The sequence below is a fragment of the Alistipes sp. Marseille-P2263 genome (assembly GCF_018101075.1).
Taxonomy (GTDB): Bacteria; Bacteroidota; Bacteroidia; order Bacteroidales; family Rikenellaceae; genus Alistipes; species Alistipes dispar.
The window spans coordinates 224,062-239,783 of the sequence record NZ_JAGQEJ010000003.1 but is presented as its reverse complement, the minus strand read 5'-3'; the positions used below and the strand labels follow the sequence as shown (position 1 = coordinate 239,783).

Annotated in this window: 15 protein-coding genes; 9 read left to right on the top strand and 6 right to left on the bottom strand. The window is 63.9% G+C overall.

Annotation, left to right across the window (positions count from 1 at the left end; all coding sequences use genetic code 11):
- Nucleotides 1-41: 41 nt before the first annotated feature.
- Nucleotides 42-2,078, bottom strand: a complete 2,037-nt coding sequence (locus KB554_RS05660) for an alpha-amylase family glycosyl hydrolase (protein ID WP_211035161.1) — start codon at nt 2,076-2,078, stop codon at nt 42-44.
- 79 nt (nt 2,079-2,157) lie between these two features.
- Between KB554_RS05660 and KB554_RS05655 the strand changes: the two genes are divergently transcribed.
- Nucleotides 2,158-3,837 carry a peptide MFS transporter gene (locus KB554_RS05655; protein WP_141427669.1) on the top strand — a complete coding sequence of 560 codons (1,680 nt, stop codon included), beginning with the start codon at nt 2,158-2,160 and terminating at the stop codon, nt 3,835-3,837.
- Between the two features lie 158 nt (nt 3,838-3,995).
- Here KB554_RS05655 and KB554_RS05650 read toward each other — a convergent pair whose 3' ends face one another.
- From KB554_RS05650 to KB554_RS05640, 3 genes are all read right to left on the bottom strand, one after another.
- Nucleotides 3,996-6,299, bottom strand: coding sequence for a TonB-dependent receptor (locus KB554_RS05650; protein ID WP_211035160.1), 2,304 nt, complete (start codon nt 6,297-6,299; stop codon nt 3,996-3,998).
- A 96-nt stretch (nt 6,300-6,395) separates the two neighbouring features.
- A complete protein-coding gene (locus tag KB554_RS05645) occupies nt 6,396-6,764 on the bottom strand; it encodes a hypothetical protein (RefSeq protein WP_242116302.1) in 369 nt (122 codons plus the stop codon).
- Between the two features lie 59 nt (nt 6,765-6,823).
- On the bottom strand, nt 6,824-7,006 hold the full coding sequence (locus KB554_RS05640; RefSeq protein ID WP_141427667.1) for a hypothetical protein: 183 nt from the start codon (nt 7,004-7,006) through the stop codon (nt 6,824-6,826).
- A 41-nt stretch (nt 7,007-7,047) separates the two neighbouring features.
- On the opposite strand from KB554_RS05640, the gene KB554_RS05635 reads away from it, so the two are divergent.
- The 4 genes from KB554_RS05635 (at nt 7,048) to KB554_RS05620 (ending at nt 10,550) form a co-directional block, all read left to right on the top strand.
- Nucleotides 7,048-7,656, top strand: coding sequence for a TetR/AcrR family transcriptional regulator (locus KB554_RS05635; RefSeq protein WP_211035159.1), 609 nt, complete (start codon nt 7,048-7,050; stop codon nt 7,654-7,656).
- A gap of 119 nt (nt 7,657-7,775) precedes the next feature.
- On the top strand, nt 7,776-8,741 hold the full coding sequence (locus KB554_RS05630) for a site-specific integrase (protein WP_232522914.1): 966 nt from the start codon (nt 7,776-7,778) through the stop codon (nt 8,739-8,741).
- 170 nt (nt 8,742-8,911) lie between these two features.
- On the top strand, nt 8,912-9,700 hold the full coding sequence (locus KB554_RS05625) for an MBL fold metallo-hydrolase (RefSeq protein WP_141427664.1): 789 nt from the start codon (nt 8,912-8,914) through the stop codon (nt 9,698-9,700).
- Between the two features lie 34 nt (nt 9,701-9,734).
- Nucleotides 9,735-10,550, top strand: coding sequence for an SDR family oxidoreductase (locus tag KB554_RS05620; protein ID WP_211035158.1), 816 nt, complete (start codon nt 9,735-9,737; stop codon nt 10,548-10,550).
- 105 nt (nt 10,551-10,655) lie between these two features.
- On the opposite strand, the gene KB554_RS05615 is transcribed toward KB554_RS05620, so the two are convergent.
- Entirely contained in the window at nt 10,656-11,597 is a 942-nt protein-coding gene (locus tag KB554_RS05615) for a ribose-phosphate pyrophosphokinase (RefSeq protein ID WP_141427662.1), read from the bottom strand.
- An 86-nt stretch (nt 11,598-11,683) separates the two neighbouring features.
- Complete coding sequence (gene yihA, locus KB554_RS05610) at nt 11,684-12,277, bottom strand: ribosome biogenesis GTP-binding protein YihA/YsxC (protein WP_211035157.1); 594 nt, start codon at nt 12,275-12,277, stop codon at nt 11,684-11,686.
- A gap of 218 nt (nt 12,278-12,495) precedes the next feature.
- Here yihA and KB554_RS05605 point away from each other — a divergent pair, with 218 nt between their 5' ends.
- The 4 genes from KB554_RS05605 to KB554_RS05590 all read left to right on the top strand — a co-directional run bounded on the left by KB554_RS05605 (nt 12,496) and on the right by KB554_RS05590 (nt 15,718).
- Entirely contained in the window at nt 12,496-13,542 is a 1,047-nt protein-coding gene (locus KB554_RS05605) for a linear amide C-N hydrolase (RefSeq protein WP_211035156.1), read from the top strand.
- A gap of 90 nt (nt 13,543-13,632) precedes the next feature.
- Nucleotides 13,633-13,998 (top strand): glycosyltransferase, encoded by a 366-nt coding sequence (locus KB554_RS13390; protein WP_141427659.1) that lies wholly within the window; start codon nt 13,633-13,635, stop codon nt 13,996-13,998.
- A complete protein-coding gene (locus tag KB554_RS13385) occupies nt 13,914-14,510 on the top strand; it encodes a glycosyltransferase (protein ID WP_211035155.1) in 597 nt (198 codons plus the stop codon). The genes KB554_RS13390 and KB554_RS13385 overlap by 85 nt, the downstream gene beginning before the upstream one ends.
- A gap of 113 nt (nt 14,511-14,623) precedes the next feature.
- On the top strand, nt 14,624-15,718 hold the full coding sequence (locus KB554_RS05590; protein ID WP_211035154.1) for a BF3164 family lipoprotein: 1,095 nt from the start codon (nt 14,624-14,626) through the stop codon (nt 15,716-15,718).
- Nucleotides 15,719-15,722: the final 4 nt, after the last annotated feature.

Below are 15,722 nucleotides of genomic sequence, written 5' to 3'. Positions count from 1 at the left end.
GCCGGCCCGCGAACCGCTCCGAACCGTGAATCCGCCCCGGGCTACCGCCGCCGCAGGTAGACCGTCGCCGTGCGCGAGGTGTTGTAGATGCGGATGCGGGGGTGGTCTTGTCCGTCGTCGCCCCGCACCGGGAAGGAGAAGTGCTCGACCTGCATCGACTGCCGCTCCTGACCGCCGAACCGCCGTTCGTCGGTCGAGAGCACCGGAACGTATTTGCCCGGGGCCCCGACGGGCAGTTCGTAGTCGGGGATCGACGCCGTGGGGTGCCAGTTGAAGACGAACAGTAGCCGGCCGTGCGAGAAGACCATCGTCTTGTTCCGCTCGTCCATGAGCAGGTTGTAGGGGTAGCCGTCGGCCAGCACCCGGTATTTTTTGACGAGCCGGATCATCGCCCGGTCGAAATCCCCGAGCCACGAGTAGCGCAGGAATCCGTTGCGGGAGAGCGACCACTGCCGCCGGGCGTGGGCGTAGCTCCAGCCGTTGCCTTCGCGCGGGAAGTCGATCCATTCGGGGTGGCCGAACTCGTTGCCCATGAAGTTGAGGTAGGCGTCGCCTCCCGCGGCGATCGTCATCAGGCGGATCATCTTGTGCAGGGCCATGCCGCGGTCGATCACGAGACTCTCCGACGCGCGGTCCATGCGGTCGTACATCTCCTTGTCCATCAGGCGGAACGCCAGCGTCTTGTCGCCCACCAGCGCCTGGTCGTGCGACTCGGCGTAGGCCACGGTCTTCACTCCCGGCAGGCGGTTGGTCATCACCGACCACATCTCCCATATGTTCCACTCCTCGTCGGGAACCTCCTTGAGCTGTTTGATCCAGTAGTCGGGAATGGCCATGCCCAGCCGGTAGTCGAACCCGATGCCGCCGTCGTCGATGGGGATGCACATGCCCGGCATGCCGCTCACGTCCTCGGCGATCGTCACGGCCGCGGGGCGGAAGTCGTGGACGAGGCGGTTGGCCAGCGTCAGGTAGTCCACGGCGTCCTCGTTCACCCCCTCGTCGAAGTAGCGGTCGCGGCAGTCGAAGTCGATATAGCCGTGGTGGCGGTAGAGCATCGACGTCACCCCGTCGAAGCGGAAGCCGTCGAAGTGGAACTCGTCGAGCCAGTATTTGACGTTCGAGAGCAGGAAGTGCTGCACTTCGCCCTTGCCGTAGTCGAAGAGTTTCGAATCCCAGTAGGGCTGGTCGCCCGCCTCGCCCGGGGGCGAGTAGAGGTGGTCCGTGCCGTCCAGCTCGTTGATCCCCTCGTTGAGGTTCTTCACGTAGTGGGCGTGCACGAGGTCCATGATGACGGCCAGTCCCAGCTCGTGCGCCCGGCGCACCAGCTCTTTCAGCTCCTCGGGCGTGCCGAAGCGCGACGAGGGGGCGAAGAAACTCGAAACGTGGTAGCCGAACGACCCGTAGTAGGGGTGCTCGGCGATGGCCATGAGCTGCACGGCGTTGTAGCCGCCGCGTTTGATGACCGGGAGGATTCTTTCGGTGAATTCGCGGTAGGTCCCCACTCCCTCGCGCTCCTGCGCCATGCCCACGTGGGCCTCGTAGATCAGCAGGCTGCCTGCCGCCGGGGCCTCGAACGCATCGCCGCGCCAGTCGAAGGGGGCGTCCGGCTCCCAGAACTGCGCCGCGAAATCCTTCGTCTGCTCGTCCTGCACCACGCGCCGGGCGTAGGCCGGGATGCGGTCCCGCCAGCCGTTGTTGCCGTGGACGTGGAGCTTGTAGAGCGAGCCGTGGAGCAGCCGGTCGCGGTACATCGCCGCGGGGAAGAAGGCGCTCCAGACCCCCGCCGGGTCGCGGTGCATCCTGATTTCGGTGCGCTGCCAGTCGTTGAAGTCCCCGAACACATAGACGTCCGCCGCACCGGGCAGCCATTCGCGGAGCCACCACCCCTCCAGTCCGGCATCCCATTGCCAGCCGAAATAACGGTAGCCGTTGGCGTAATCGACGATCGACCCCGCGGCGCGTTCGACGGCCGCGAGTTTGTCGAGGTAACGTCCGTGGCGGCGGGCGATCGCCGCGGCCGCGGGACGGAGCCATTCGTCGCGGAGGACGATCGGCAGCAGGTCGGAGTTTTTTCCCATAGAACTTGCGGTTTCATACAAATATATGAAAAATTTTTCTATCTTTGTCTCCGAACTTTATTAAACCCCTGAAGCGATTATGTTCAAAGGACAACCCAAAGGTTTGTACGCCCTTTCGCTGGCCAACACGGGCGAGCGTTTCGGCTACTATACCATGCTTGCGATCTTCACCCTGTTCCTGCAGGCGAAATTCGGCTACACGGAGGCCGTGACCACCCAGATTTACGGCATCTTCCTGGCCGCCGTCTATTTCATGCCCTTCTTCGGCGGCATCCTGGCCGACCGGTTCGGCTTCGGCCGGATGGTGACGCTCGGCATCATCGTCATGTTCGGCGGCTACGCGCTGCTTTCGATACCCACCGGTACGGGCTTCGCGGCGCAGGCGCTCATGTTCCTGGCACTGACGCTGATCGCCTGCGGCACGGGCCTTTTCAAGGGCAACCTGCAGGTGATGGTGGGCAATCTGTACGACGATCCGGCCTATTCGGCCAAGCGCGACAGCGCCTTCTCCATATTCTATATGGCCATCAACATCGGTGCCATGTTCGCCCCGTCGATGGCCACGTGGATCACGAACCACTTCCTCGCGCAGGACGGACTGACGTACAACGGCCAGATTCCGGCCCTCGCGCACCAGTACCTTGCCGAAGGGGCTTCGATGCCCGCCGAGCCGTTGGCCGAGTTGCAGCGGCTGGCCGTATCGGTCGGCGGCGACGTCTCCGATCTGGGGAGCTTCGCGTCGCACTACATCGAGAAACTCTCGTCGGCCTATAACATGGGTTTCGCCGTGGCGTGCGTCTCGCTGATCGTCTCCTATGTGATCTACGTCGCCTTCCGCAAGACCTTCCGGCACGCCGACGTGACGGCAAAGCAGCAGGCCGCTTCGGGCGCCGCCGCGCAGGTCGAGCTGACGCCCGCGCAGACCAAGTCGCGCATCACGGCCCTCATGCTCGTCTTCGCCGTGGTGATCTTCTTCTGGATGGCCTTCCACCAGAACGGCTCGACGATGACCTTCTTCGCCCGCGACTATACGACCTCCGAGGCGACGGGCCTCACGCGCATGTCGTTCGACATTCTGAACCTTGTGCTGGTGCTCGTGGGCATCTACGGACTGGTGGGCTTCTTCCAGGCCGAGAAGGGCCGCGGCAAGCTCATCGGCGCTGCGGCCGTCGTCGCGGCTCTCGGGGCGCTCTACTACCGCTGGACCGTCACGCCCGATCCGGTGCACATCCTTCCGCAGGTGTTCCAGCAGTTCAATCCCTTCTATGTCGTGGCCCTCACGCCGCTGTCGGTGGCGCTCTTCTCCTCGCTGGCCCGCAAGGGCAAGGAGCCGTCGGCTCCGCGCAAGATCGGAATGGGCATGATCATCGCCGCCGCGGGCTTCCTGATCCTCACCGTCGGGTCGATGGGCCTCATGTCGCCCGCCGAGGTCAAGGCCGTCGGTGCCAGCGATACCTTCGTGTCGCAGAACTGGCTGATTTCGACCTACCTCGTGCTGACGTTCGCCGAGCTGCTCCTCTCGCCGATGGGCATTTCGTTCGTCTCGAAGGTGGCGCCTCCCAAGTACAAGGGCATGATGATGGGCTGCTGGTTCGCCGCCACGGCCGTCGGCAACTACGCCACGTCGCTCATTGGCTACCTCTGGGGCAGCGGCATGGCGCTCTGGATGGTGTGGAGCGTGCTGATCGTGCTCTGCCTGCTCTCGGCGCTGTTCATCTTCTCGATCATGAAGAAACTCGAAAACGCGACGGCCGCCTGACGGTCCGTCCCCGACGGATACGGGAGCGTCTCCGGACGCCCCGAACGGAATTCACCCCTGCCGCAGCGGTCGCGGCAGGGGTGAATCGTCTTAGGGGAGGGGCTGCGGTGCGCGCCGTTGCGGGGAGCTGTCGTGCCTGGGCCTCCTCTCCGCGCGTGTCACAGGGCGAATTTCGCACCCACGAAATAGGTCCGCGGCAGCGAGGGTCCGTAGATATATGCGGAGTCCTTGCTCGGTCCGAAGTCGAGGTCTCTCTGGTAGCTGTCGAAGAGGTTCTTCACGCCTGCGTTCAGCTCCAGCCGCAGTTGCTTCGTCAGACGGAAGGTGTAAGAGAGCCTCATTCCCATGTCCCAGAAGGCAGGGGTGAGCCGCTCCTCGTCGTGTTCGACGACGCCTGCGTTGTGCTGTACGAGCATCCGTCCGGTGAAGTTCCCGAAGAGCGAAGCCGAAAGCGAACGCGTGATGGCGCAGTCGGCCGTCAGGAAACCGTAGTGGTCGGGCGAGCGGAACATGCGCCGCTGGGGCGTCACGTCGTCCGACCACCTCTCGGGTTCGTCGTAGCGGCTGCGCTGGAAGGTGTATCCCATCTGTATTTCGAATAGGCCCGGGATGCCGGCCTTGAACTCCGCGCCGATGCCGGCCACGGTGGCTCCCGAGGCGTTGCGGCGCTCCTTTATGATGTTGCCCTGGTCGTCTTCGCCGATTTTCTCGAGCGTGAATACGTCGTCGAGCATGGTGTAGAATCCTTCGACGAGCAGGTTGGTCCGGATGCGTCCGAACGTACGGTACAGGTCGGCCGAAGCGCTCACGCTGTGCGAATATTCGGGTCTGAGGTCGGGGGCGAGACGGATGACCGACACCTTGCTGTCCAGCGCGTCGATGTGCAGGTCCTCGTTGTAAGCCTGCGGCGCGCGGTAGCCGCTCGCGTAGCTGAGCCGGAGTCCGATCCGCTCCGTGGGGCTGTAACGCAGGTTGATGCGTGGCGAGAAGACGGCCTTCTGCATCATGTTGTGCTTGTCCACACGGCCTCCGACGAGCAGATTGAGTTTTTCGCTCCGCCACTCGTTCTGGAAAAAGACCCCGGTGCTGCGGCTCGTCTGCCGCAGGTCGCGGTTCAGCCCGAGGTATTCGTCGTGCAGGGAGTTCCGGTTGTATTCGACGCCTGCGGTGAGTTCCGAGGGAAGGAACAGCAGTTTTTCGAACGTGTAGGTGTATTGAGCTCCCGCCACGAGTGTTCCGTCGCTCGTGGCCCCGTAGGCGTCGGGATTCCGTCCGGTGCCGAAGTAGCTGTCGCGGTCTATGCCCTGGGCCGAGGCATAGACACCCGCGCGGTGACGGCCGTTCGGACTGAAATAGTCGAACTTCACGCCTCCGCCGTCGATTTTGTGGTCGAGCTGCTCGGCTATGTCGGCCATGTGGGGCGGACGGTTCAGTGCGTTTCCTCCGCGGCGGAACTCGTGGATATGGTGGTATTCGGCCGTCAGACGCATGTAGGGCGATAGTTTGTAGTAGGCGCGGAATCCCGCCGTTTCGGTGTTGAGTGCCGGGATGTCCGAGAATCCGTCGCCGTTGCGGTCGTAGGAGTCCCTGTCGCGGACCATGCCGAAGAGGTAAACCCCCGCGCGGTAGTCGTCCGAGACGAACGACCCGTTGAGCGCCGTGTTGAAGTCGGCCGCGCCGCCCTCGAGCAGGTTCGTCGTGTTCGACAGTGCGAGGGAGTTGCGCTGCGGCTCCTTGGTGATGATGTTCACCACGCCGCCGATGGCGTTGGCCCCGAAGAGCGCGGAACCTCCTCCGCGGATCACTTCCACGCGTTCGATCATCGAGACGGGAAGCTGTTCCAAACCGTACATGGCGGCCAGGGAGCTGAAGATCGGGCGGCTGTCGAGCAGCACCTGCGAGTATTGGCCTTCGAGGCCGTTGATGCGCAGTTGTGTCGTGCCGCAGTTGCCGCAGTTGTTTTCGACGCGCAGTCCCGACTGGAAATTCATCGTTTCGGCCAGGTTGCACGAGGCGGTGGCTTCGAAAAGTTTTCCGGAGGCCACCGAAACGATCGTCGGCGAGTATTTTTTGTTGGTCTCCGTGCGGCTGGCCGAGACGACGATCTCCTCGACGGCAAGCGCCTCCTCCTCCAGGGCGAAGTCGGCCCGGACCGTTTCTCCGGCTTCGAGGCGAAGCTCCTGTTCCGCGGATTTGTAGCCTACCGCGGCCGCGATGAGCGTGAGTCGTCCCGTGGGCAGGTTGTTCAGGGTGAAGCGTCCCGAGGCGTCGGCGGCGATGCCGACGGTGGTTCCTTTGACGGCCAGCGTCGCGTAGGCGAGGCCCGTGCCGGTCCGGGCGTCCGTGACGGTGCCCGAGACGTGTGCGCCGTTTCGCTTCCCGGCGACGGCGGTCTGTTCCGTGGCAGGATGCGCCACGGCGGCGAGGAGCATACCGAATGCCCCCAATATGTATTTTCGCATTGGATTCTGTTTTTCGGATGATACTGACAGGATACGGCGCCCGGCGGGCATGGCCCGGGGAACCTTCTCCGGCGGCATCGGCCGGAGGAGCGTATGTCAGTGCGCGGGAGGTGCGCGCAGCCCGAACGTGCGGAGCGGGAGCCGCGGCCGGCTGACCGGTTCCCGTTCCGGATAGACGAAGCGGACGCCCGACAGGCGCAGGGCGAACGTCAGGCTCCATGCCGCCGTCATCACCAGCAGCGACAGGTGCGCGATGAGCTGGAACTGTTGCGGCGTATGCGTCTGCGCCGCGCCGTTCGATGCGCCCGAGAAGGGGTGCGAGTGGACGATGACGTGACCGTTCACGTCGTGCGCGTGGGGGAACAGCGTGATGCAGCTCCAGTACCCCGCGAAGAGGGTCAGAAGCAGCGCCGCACCTATATTTCGTCCGTATCCGCGCATGAACAGGTTCGTCGTTCGGCGCAAAGATACGGAATTCCGGCGAACCTCCCAACGCCGGACCGGGCATTTTGTGGAAATACCTCCTACAGGCTCTTTCCCGAAATCGCTTTTCCGCGTTCTTCTTTCGGATGCCGTCTTCCCGGATTTTCTTTCCCGGAATCTCCTGCGGGGGCTTTCGGCCCTTTTTCGGCTCTCTTTTCCCGTTTTTGCGGATAAGGTGGCGGTCCGGACGCAAAAACTTGCTCCGTTTCACGGTTTTTGCGCATATTTTGCGTATATTTGTTTGAACCAAAGCGACTCATCGGTCATGACTCCCAAAGATTGCATCGTGGAACGGACCATGCGCATGTTCGTCTCGCATGGTATCCGGGCGGTGCGCATGGACGACGTTGCGCAGCAGTTGGGTGTTTCGAAACGTTCGCTGTACGAACTCTTCGGCGACAAGGAGGGGCTGCTCTATCAGGCGATGGTCCGTTATTTCGACGATTCGCGCCGGCGCTGGGCCGAGCTGAGCGCCGGGGCGGGCAATGTGCTCGAACAGTTGTTCATGGTGCTGGGCGACGTCATGGACCGGTCGGAGGAGACCGGCCGGCTGATGGACAGTCTGAAGAGGCTTTATCCCGCCGTACACGACAAGCTCATGCGCGAAGGCTCCGTCCGGAACCGTGAGGAGCTGCGTGCGATGCTCCGTCAGGGGATCGCCGACGGGCTTTTCATCGGCAGCATAAACATCGACCTGGCGATCTCGGTGCTCTACTACACGGCTTCCGCGCTCGTCTCGCGCCGCGATCTGCTGCTGCCCGAGGGCATCTCCGAACGGAAGGCCTTCGTGCAGATCGTCAGCACCTTTTTCCGCGGTATCTCGACGGCCGAGGGACTGCGGCTCGTGGACGCCTACCGCGCACGCTACGAATAGTCCTTACCTTCCTGCTTTCGCTTTTCTACGGCCGTTCCGTCCTCCTTTCCGTCCCGCCGGGACGGATGCGGTCCGAACGGGATATAATTGCGACCTTTCGATGCAATAATCGAAAGCGTATGAAAACAAAGCGAATCGAAAGCCGCCGGCCGGAGGTCGGCGGCCCGTCCGGAAGGCGCATCTCCTTTCCGGACTACCTGCGGCGGCAGATCGAGCGGCTCACCGAGAGCGGCCGGCTCGGCACGGCGCGCAACTACCTGCGGACGTGGAACAGCCTGAACGCCTTTCTGGCCGGGAAACCCTTTCCGATGCACCGGTTCGACAGCCGTTTCGTGGAGGAGTACGGAGAGTGGCTCCGGCGGCGGGGCGTGGTGCGCAACACCGTCTCGTTCTATATGCGCGTGCTGCGTTCGGTCTATAACCGGGCGGTCGGCGAACGGCTCGTCGCGCAGACCCATCCTTTCGGAAACGTCTATACGGGGATAGACCGCACGCGCAAGCGGGCCGTCGATGAGCGGATCATCGGACGTTTGAGCCGGCTCGATCTGCGCGGGTCGGCGCCGCTCGCGCTGGCCCGCGATCTTTTCGTCTTCAGCTACTGCGCCCGTGGCATGGCGTTCGTGGACATGGCGTTTCTGCGGCGGCAGGACATCCGCGACGGGGTGGTGCACTACGTCCGTCACAAGACCGGCCAGCCGCTGAGCGTGCGTCTCGAGCCGTGTATGCAGGCCATCGTGGCGCGCTATGCCGGCCGTGCGCCCGGCTCGCCCTACGTCTTTCCGGTGCTGAAGTCCGGGGAGTTCGGCAGCGCCTACCGCCAGTATCAGGTGGCCCTGAACTACTACAACCGCCAGCTCAAGCGGCTCGCCGCGCTGGTGGGACTGGAGACGGGGCTCTCCTCCTACACCTCGCGCCACAGTTGGGCCACCGCCGCGCGGAATCACGAGGTCCCGCTGCCCGTCATCAGCGCGGGACTGGGCCACACCTCCGAACACACGACGCGCATCTACCTCGACTGTCTGGAGAGTTCGGTGATCGACCGGGCCAACCGGGCGATCGTCGCCTGCCTCGCGGGCGGGGAGTGAGACGCGCGGGCGGAATGCGGGGTCGTGCGGCGACGGGTGTGTCGTGCGGCGGGGGCGTTCCGTCCGGCGGCACGGGATGCGGTGCGGCGGATTTTCCCGGAAAGCCTCCGGACGGTGCGCCGCGCTTGCGTTTTATTTCGTATATTTGCGACGATGAAAACCGCGATCGGATGAAACTCACCTTTCTGGGAACCGGCACGTCGCAGGGCGTGCCCGTCATCGGCTGCCGCTGCGGCGTCTGCACGTCGCCCGACCGCCGCGACCGGCGGCTGCGCACCTCGGCGATGGTCGAGACGCGCGGGGTCCGGCTGGTGATCGACGCCGGGCCGGATTTCCGCTACCAGATGCTCCGCACGGGAGTGCGGCGTCTCGATGCCATCCTGCTCACGCACGAGCACAAGGACCATATCGGCGGACTGGACGACGTGCGCGCCTTCAATTTCGTCGATTATCCCCCGACGGTCCGCAAGGTCGATCTTTACGCCGCACCGCGCACCGCGGCCTGCGTGCGCAAGGATTTCGATTACGCCTTCGCGCAGGACAAGTACCGCGGCGTGCCGGAGATCGAGCTGCACGAGATCGACGTTTCGCGGCCGTTCGAGGTCCGGGGTGTCGGTGTCACGCCCGTCTCGGGGCATCACTCCGACCGCTTCGCCGTGACGGGCTACCGTATCGGTCCGCTGGCCTACCTGACCGATTTCAAGACGATCGGGCGGGCCGAGGAGGAGAAGCTGCTCGGCGTGGAGGTGCTGGTGGTCAATGCGCTGCGCTTCGAGCCGCACTACTCGCATTTCAACGTGGAGGAGGCGCTGGAGCTGATCCGCCGTGTCGCTCCGCGCGAGGCGTACCTGACGCACATGTCGCACGACATCGGACGGCAGGCCGCCACCGAAGCGACGCTTCCGCCGCACGTGCACATGGCCTACGACACGCTCCGGGTGGAGATCGGAACCGAGTGACGTTCCGGCCGCGGAGGGAAAAACATAAGACACTATGAAAACACTCAAGGATAAGGTTATCGTCATTACGGGCGCTTCGTCGGGGATCGGCGAGGCGATGGCCCGCGAATACGCCGCCCGGGGCGCGAAGGTCGTGCTCGGCGCGCGCAGCGTGCAGAAGTTGCAGCTCCTCGCGGGCGAAATCCGCCGCCACGGCGGGCAGGCCGCCTACTGCGGCGTGGACGTCACGCAGCCGGAGGAGTGCCGCGGGCTGATCGACACCGCCGTGCGGGAGTTCGGCGGGGTGGACGTACTCGTCTGCAATGCGGGCATTTCGATGCGCGCGCTCTTCGACGACGTGGAGCTGGAGGTGCTGCACCGTCTGATGGACGTCAATTTCTGGGGCACGGTGAACTGCTGCAAGTACGCGCTGCCGTATCTGCAGCGTGCGAAGGGGTCGATCGTCGGGGTCTCCTCGGTGGCCGGCCTGCACGGCCTGCCCGGCCGCACGGGCTATTCGGCCTCGAAGTACGCCATGACGGGCTTCCTGGAGACGCTCCGCATCGAGAATCTCCGCAAGGGGCTGCACGTGATGATCGCCTGCCCGGGCTTCACGGCTTCGAACGTCCGCTTCTCGGCCCTCACGGCCGACGGGTCGCAGCAGGGCGAGACGCCGCGCGACGAGTCGAAGATGATGAGTCCGGTCGAGGTGGCCCGTATCGTGGAGCGGGGCATTCTGCGCCGCAAGCGGCTCTGCCTGATGGAGGCTGAGGGGCGCGCCACGCATTTCGTCAAGAAGTTCGCTCCGGCGTTCCTCGACCGCATGTTCTACATGGTGATGGCCCGCGAACCGGATTCGCCGCTCAGGTGACCGCATCCCGGCGCCGGGTCTTCCGGCATTGCCGTCCGTGGAATGACAGAAAGGGCGCTTCGCACAACCGAAGCGCCCTTTCTCTGCCTCTCTCCGTCGGAGAGCCTATTTGAAAAAAATCGACGAGATTTCCTTGTAGTTGTGCACCCGTTCGATGACGTCGGCGAAGATGTCGGCCACCGACAGCACCGTGAACTTGTGCAGGTCCTTGTCGGGGTTGAGCGGGATGGTGTCCGTCACGATCACCTCCTCCAGCGCGCTGTCGTTGATGCGTTCGTAGGCCGGGCCCGACAGCACGGGGTGGGTGATGGCGGCGCGGACGCTCTTCGCCCCGCGGGCCATGAGCATGTCGGCGGCCATGCAGATCGTACCGGCCGTGTCGATCATGTCGTCCACGATCAGCACGTTGCGGCCTTCGACGTCGCCGATGGCGGTCATCTTGCCCACGACATTGGCCTTGGCGCGCTCCTTGTGCGAAATGATGATCGGTGCGCCGAGGTGTTTGGCATAGGTGTTCGCACGCTTGGCGCCGCCCATGTCGGGCGCGGCGATCGAGAGGTCCTCGATCCGCAGGCTCTCGATATAGGGGACGAAGATGCCGCTGGCGTAGAGGGCGTCCACCGGAATGTCGAAGAAACCCTGTATCTGGTCGGCGTGCAGGTCCATCGTCATGATGCGGTCCACGCCCGCGGCCATGAGCAGGTTGGCCACCAGCTTGGCGCCGATCGGCACGCGGGGCCGGTCCTTGCGGTCCTGGCGCGCCCAGCCGAAGTAGGGCATCACGGCCACGACCTTGTAGGCCGAGGCGCGGCGTGCGGCGTCGATCATCATCAGCAGCTCCATGAGGTTGTCCGAGGGCGGGAAGGTCGATTGGATGATGAAGACCGTGCAGCCGCGGATCGACTCGTTGTAGGAGGGCTGGAACTCGCCGTCGCTGAAACGCAGCACCTCCGATTGTCCGAGGGTCGTGCCGAAGCTCGCGGCGATTTTCTGGGCCAGGTATTCCGAACCGCGGCCCGAAAAGATCTTGATTTTGTGGATAGCCATTTGTGCGATGGGTTGTTTGACGTTGCAAATATAAGGCAATGCGCCGAGAAAACGGCCCCTCGGGGCCGCGTTTTTTCAACATTCGGTTAAACTTTCAGGCATTCGCCGATGAAATCGAGGATTTCCTCGCGTCCCGTGCCGCGTTCGGACGACGAGACGAACATCGGCGGCAGCTCCTCCCATGTCTCCGAAAGCCGTTTCCGGTAGCGTTCCACGCTCTTTTCGCACTGGGTTTTCGAGAGCTTGTCGGCTTTGGTGAAGACGATGCCGAACGGTACGCCGTGTTCGCCCAGCATGTCGATGAACCGGAGGTCGATGCGCTGGGGCTCGAGGCGGATGTCCGCCAGCACGAACAGGAAGTGCATCTTCCCGCAGCGGAGCACGTAGTCGGTGATGAGCGTCGAGAACCCGTCGCGCACGGTCTTCGACGTGCGGGCGTAGCCGTAGCCGGGCAGGTCCACCAGATACCATGCGTTGTCGATGCGGAAGTGGTTGATGAGCCGCGTCTTGCCGGGTGTTCCCGAGACTTTGGCCAGCCCCGGGCGGCCGGTGAGCATGTTGATGAGCGACGATTTGCCGACGTTGCTGCGCCCGATGAAGGCGATGTCGCGCAGCCCGTCCTTCGGGACCTGCGAGATGCGTTCGGAACTGCATCGGAATTCGGCTTTCGAGATTTTCATCGTGCGGGTGTTTTTTCGGTGCGCGCCGGACGCTTCGCCCCCGGGCGGCGCGGCGGTGTCTGCGCAAAGGTAGTGCAATCCGCGCGCACCGCCAAATTTACGGCCGTCCTTTCCCCGCATTTCCGGTCCGCCGGGGGACTTCCGTTCGTTGCCGCAGGGCCGTTCCGTTCACTTTTGCATCGGATTTGCAGCGTTCGGACCGAAAAACACTTTTGGCCATGAAAACACGTCTCCTTGCGGCGCTCTGCGCCGCCGCATTCGCCCTTTCGCTCCGGTCCGGCGCCGATGCCTGCACGCGCGCCGTCTATGTCGGTCCCGGCGGCATGGTCGCCACGGGGCGCACGATGGACTGGCGCGAAGACCCGCTCACCAACCTCTATCTTTTCCCGCGCGGCGCGGTCCGCCGCGGTGCGCTGACCGACGACACCGTTCGCTGGATCTCGAAGTACGGCTCGCTCTCCGCGGCCGGCTACGACATCGGCATCGCCGACGGCATGAACGAGGCGGGGCTGACTGCCAGCCTGCTCTTCCTGCCCGAATCGGTCTATGAACGGTCCGGCGATACCCGGCCCGTCATGGGGCTGAGCATCTGGACGCAGTACGTGCTGGACAATTTCGCCACGGTCGCCGAGGCCGTCGCCGAACTGGGGAAGGAGGCGTTCCGCATCGACGCGCCGGACCTGCCGAACGGCGTGCCTGCACGCCTGCACCTCGCCGTTTCGGACGCCACGGGCGACAGCGCGGTCTTCGAGTACCTCGGCGGCCGGCTCGTCATCCATCACGGCCCGCAATGCCGTGTGCTGACCAATTCGCCCTCCTACGACCGCCAGTTGGCGATTCTCGGCTATTGGCGCCAGATCGGCGGCCTGACGATGCTGCCTGGGACCAATCGCTCCTCGGACCGTTTCGTGCGCGCCTCGTTCTATATCGAAGCCGTCGTGCAGAGCGCCGATCCGGCGATCGCCGTGCCTGCTGTCATGTCGGTCATGCGCAACGTGTCGGTTCCTTACGGCATCTCGACACCCGACATGCCGCACATCGCCTCGACGCGCTGGCGCACGGTCTGCGATCAGAAAAACCGCGTCTGCTATTTCGAGCCGACGCTCGGCATGGAGGTTTTCCGGGTCGATCTGCGGAAGGTGGATTTCGCTCCCGGGAGCGGCGAACGGGTCCTGCGCCTGACCGAGGGGCAGAGCTATTCGGGCGACGTCACGACGGAGTTCCGCTCCTCGGAGAAGCCCTTCGGATTCCTTTTCGGCGTGTAAGGCGTCCCTGTCCGCCGGATTCGTGCGCGCCGCGCTTGCCGAATGGCTGAAATTCCCTACCTTTGTCTCCGGACAAAACCGGATTTCATCATGGAGAATTTCAGCCATTTCCTCATCACCCGCTTCAACCTGAACCTCTACGAGCGGGACAAACACGCGGCCCCGACCCGCACGGCGCGGTGGCTCGAACACCGTTTCGAGGTCTTCGAACGCTACTGCCTGCCTTCGGTGGCGGCCCAGACGGCGACGGATTTCAGGTGGCTGTGCCTGTTCGACGCCGCCACGCCCGAACCCTACCGCCGCCGCATCGCGTCCTACCGCGCCGTGTGTCCCCGCTTCGAGGCGGTGTACTATACGGCCGCCCAGACGGCGTGTCTGACCGAAAGCCTGCGCGGTACGATCCGCTCGGTTCTCGCGGCGGAACACGGCTCCACCCCCCCCCTCACGGTCTGCTGATTACGACCAATCTGGACAATGACGACGCTCTGGCGAGCGACGCCCTCGAACTGCTCCGGCGCGAAATCCGCCCCTGTCCCGGCAAGCGGATATACAGCCTGCTCTACGGCTACCAGTACTTCACCTCCGAGCGCTTCCTGCTCAAGATGCGCTACACGAACAACCATTTCCTGACGCTCGTCGAACCCTTCGACGACCGTGCCGAAACGATCATCGCCTACCGGCACACGCGCGCCATCCGTCAGCAACCCACCGTCTATATCTCCTCTCCGCACGGCAAGTGGCTCGAAATCGTTCACGAAGACAACGTGAGCAACGACCTGCGCATCAATGCCAAGGTCCGCAATATTCCCGTGCTGCGGGGCCGGACGTTTTCCGATTTCGGCCTTCCGGAGCTGCGCGTCACGGCCCGGAGGCAGTGGTTTCGGACGCTGTTTCTGCTTCCGGTGCGTTTCCTCGTGACGGGCGCGAAGCGGCTGCGGGGCAAGCGGGCGCGGCTGCGGAGAAAATAACCGGGATTTTATTTGCCGTTCCGGCGGATTTTCGGTAAATTCGGACCGCAGGCTCCGCTGACGCCTGCGGCCGGCGGCATATTGCGCCGGTCCGACCCGAAACCGATTCCGCCATGATCCGCTTTCCGCTTCTCCTGCTCTGCCTGCTGCTGTCGGTCGCCTGCGGCCGTCGGCACACCGCCGTAACCGACCCCGAATTCTCCGCGACGGCCCCCGGCGATTCGCTGCACGCCGTGCGCATTCCCGTCGGCGGGGACTTCCTGGGCGAATACCCGGTGCTGACCCTCGGGGAGCGTATCGTGATGCAGAATCCGTTCCGGTTGAACAAGTGCTATTCGGTCTGCCGTTTTTCGGGCGATTCGCTGGTGAAGGAGGGGGAGTTCCTCATGCGCGGCCGGGGACCGCTGGAAATGATGATTCCGCAGGGTGTCTTCGATCCGGAAGCGGAGCGTTTGACCGTGTTCGGACTCTATAACGGGGAAAACCGGATGCTCCGGATCGGTCTCGGCGATTTGTACGATCCGTCGCAGTGGGAATACGGGACGCTGGACTTTCTGGAAGGCTACCAGTTGGAGTCGCCTTGCCGGCTGACCGATACGACCTTTCTGACGATCGGACACACCGTCGAGTCGTTCAGCCCGTTTTCGATCCTCGACCCCGGAGGCGAGCGGGTCACGCCGCTCGATTTCCGGTTCCCGGAGCCGCCGCTCGATCTGCCGGCTTCGCAGCAGGCGATATTTTGGACCGGCTGGTTGCACAGGCATCCGCAGCGTAGCCGCTTTCTGTACAGCAACCAGAATTTCCGCTATCTGCTCGTCTTCGACGTGACGGAGGACGGCCGGGCGGAGGTCGTGCGGAGGCTTTACGACAAGATGCCGGAGGCGCATCCCTCCGGCGATCCGGGGCATCAGTTCGACATGGACGATTCCTGTCCGCACGGTTTTTTCCCGCTGGCCGTGGACGATCGCTTCATCTATGTGGGTTATATGCAGGATACCTACGGCGAGCAGCGGGAACGGGTGCGTGCCGGGGATTTTCGCCAGTTGTTTCCCTCGCGCATCAACGTTTACGACTGGGACGGGAACTTCGTCCGGCGGCTCGTTCTGGACCGGCCCGTCGGCCCGATGGTCGTGCACGACGGCCGGCTGATCGCTTGGTCGGTCGATCCCGAGACGGCCGAGGAGATGTTGGTACGGTATGATCTTTAGGTGT

What these genes read in the sequence shown, in the direction of transcription:
- KB554_RS05635 (WP_211035159.1), top strand. Translation starts at nt 7,048, where the DNA reads ATGACTCCCAAAGATTGCATCGTGGAACGGACCATGCGCATGTTCGTC.
- KB554_RS05625 (WP_141427664.1), top strand. Translation starts at nt 8,912, where the DNA reads ATGAAACTCACCTTTCTGGGAACCGGCACGTCGCAGGGCGTGCCCGTC.
- yihA (WP_211035157.1), bottom strand. Translation starts at nt 12,277, where the DNA reads ATGAAAATCTCGAAAGCCGAATTCCGATGCAGTTCCGAACGCATCTCG.
- KB554_RS05640 (WP_141427667.1), bottom strand. Translation starts at nt 7,006, where the DNA reads ATGCGCAAAAACCGTGAAACGGAGCAAGTTTTTGCGTCCGGACCGCCA.
- KB554_RS05630 (WP_232522914.1), top strand. Translation starts at nt 7,776, where the DNA reads ATGAAAACAAAGCGAATCGAAAGCCGCCGGCCGGAGGTCGGCGGCCCG.
- KB554_RS05655 (WP_141427669.1), top strand. Translation starts at nt 2,158, where the DNA reads ATGTTCAAAGGACAACCCAAAGGTTTGTACGCCCTTTCGCTGGCCAAC.
- KB554_RS05605 (WP_211035156.1), top strand. Translation starts at nt 12,496, where the DNA reads ATGAAAACACGTCTCCTTGCGGCGCTCTGCGCCGCCGCATTCGCCCTT.
- KB554_RS05590 (WP_211035154.1), top strand. Translation starts at nt 14,624, where the DNA reads ATGATCCGCTTTCCGCTTCTCCTGCTCTGCCTGCTGCTGTCGGTCGCC.
- KB554_RS05620 (WP_211035158.1), top strand. Translation starts at nt 9,735, where the DNA reads ATGAAAACACTCAAGGATAAGGTTATCGTCATTACGGGCGCTTCGTCG.
- KB554_RS05650 (WP_211035160.1), bottom strand. Translation starts at nt 6,299, where the DNA reads ATGCGAAAATACATATTGGGGGCATTCGGTATGCTCCTCGCCGCCGTG.
- KB554_RS05615 (WP_141427662.1), bottom strand. Translation starts at nt 11,597, where the DNA reads ATGGCTATCCACAAAATCAAGATCTTTTCGGGCCGCGGTTCGGAATAC.
- KB554_RS13390 (WP_141427659.1), top strand. Translation starts at nt 13,633, where the DNA reads ATGGAGAATTTCAGCCATTTCCTCATCACCCGCTTCAACCTGAACCTC.
- KB554_RS05660 (WP_211035161.1), bottom strand. Translation starts at nt 2,078, where the DNA reads ATGGGAAAAAACTCCGACCTGCTGCCGATCGTCCTCCGCGACGAATGG.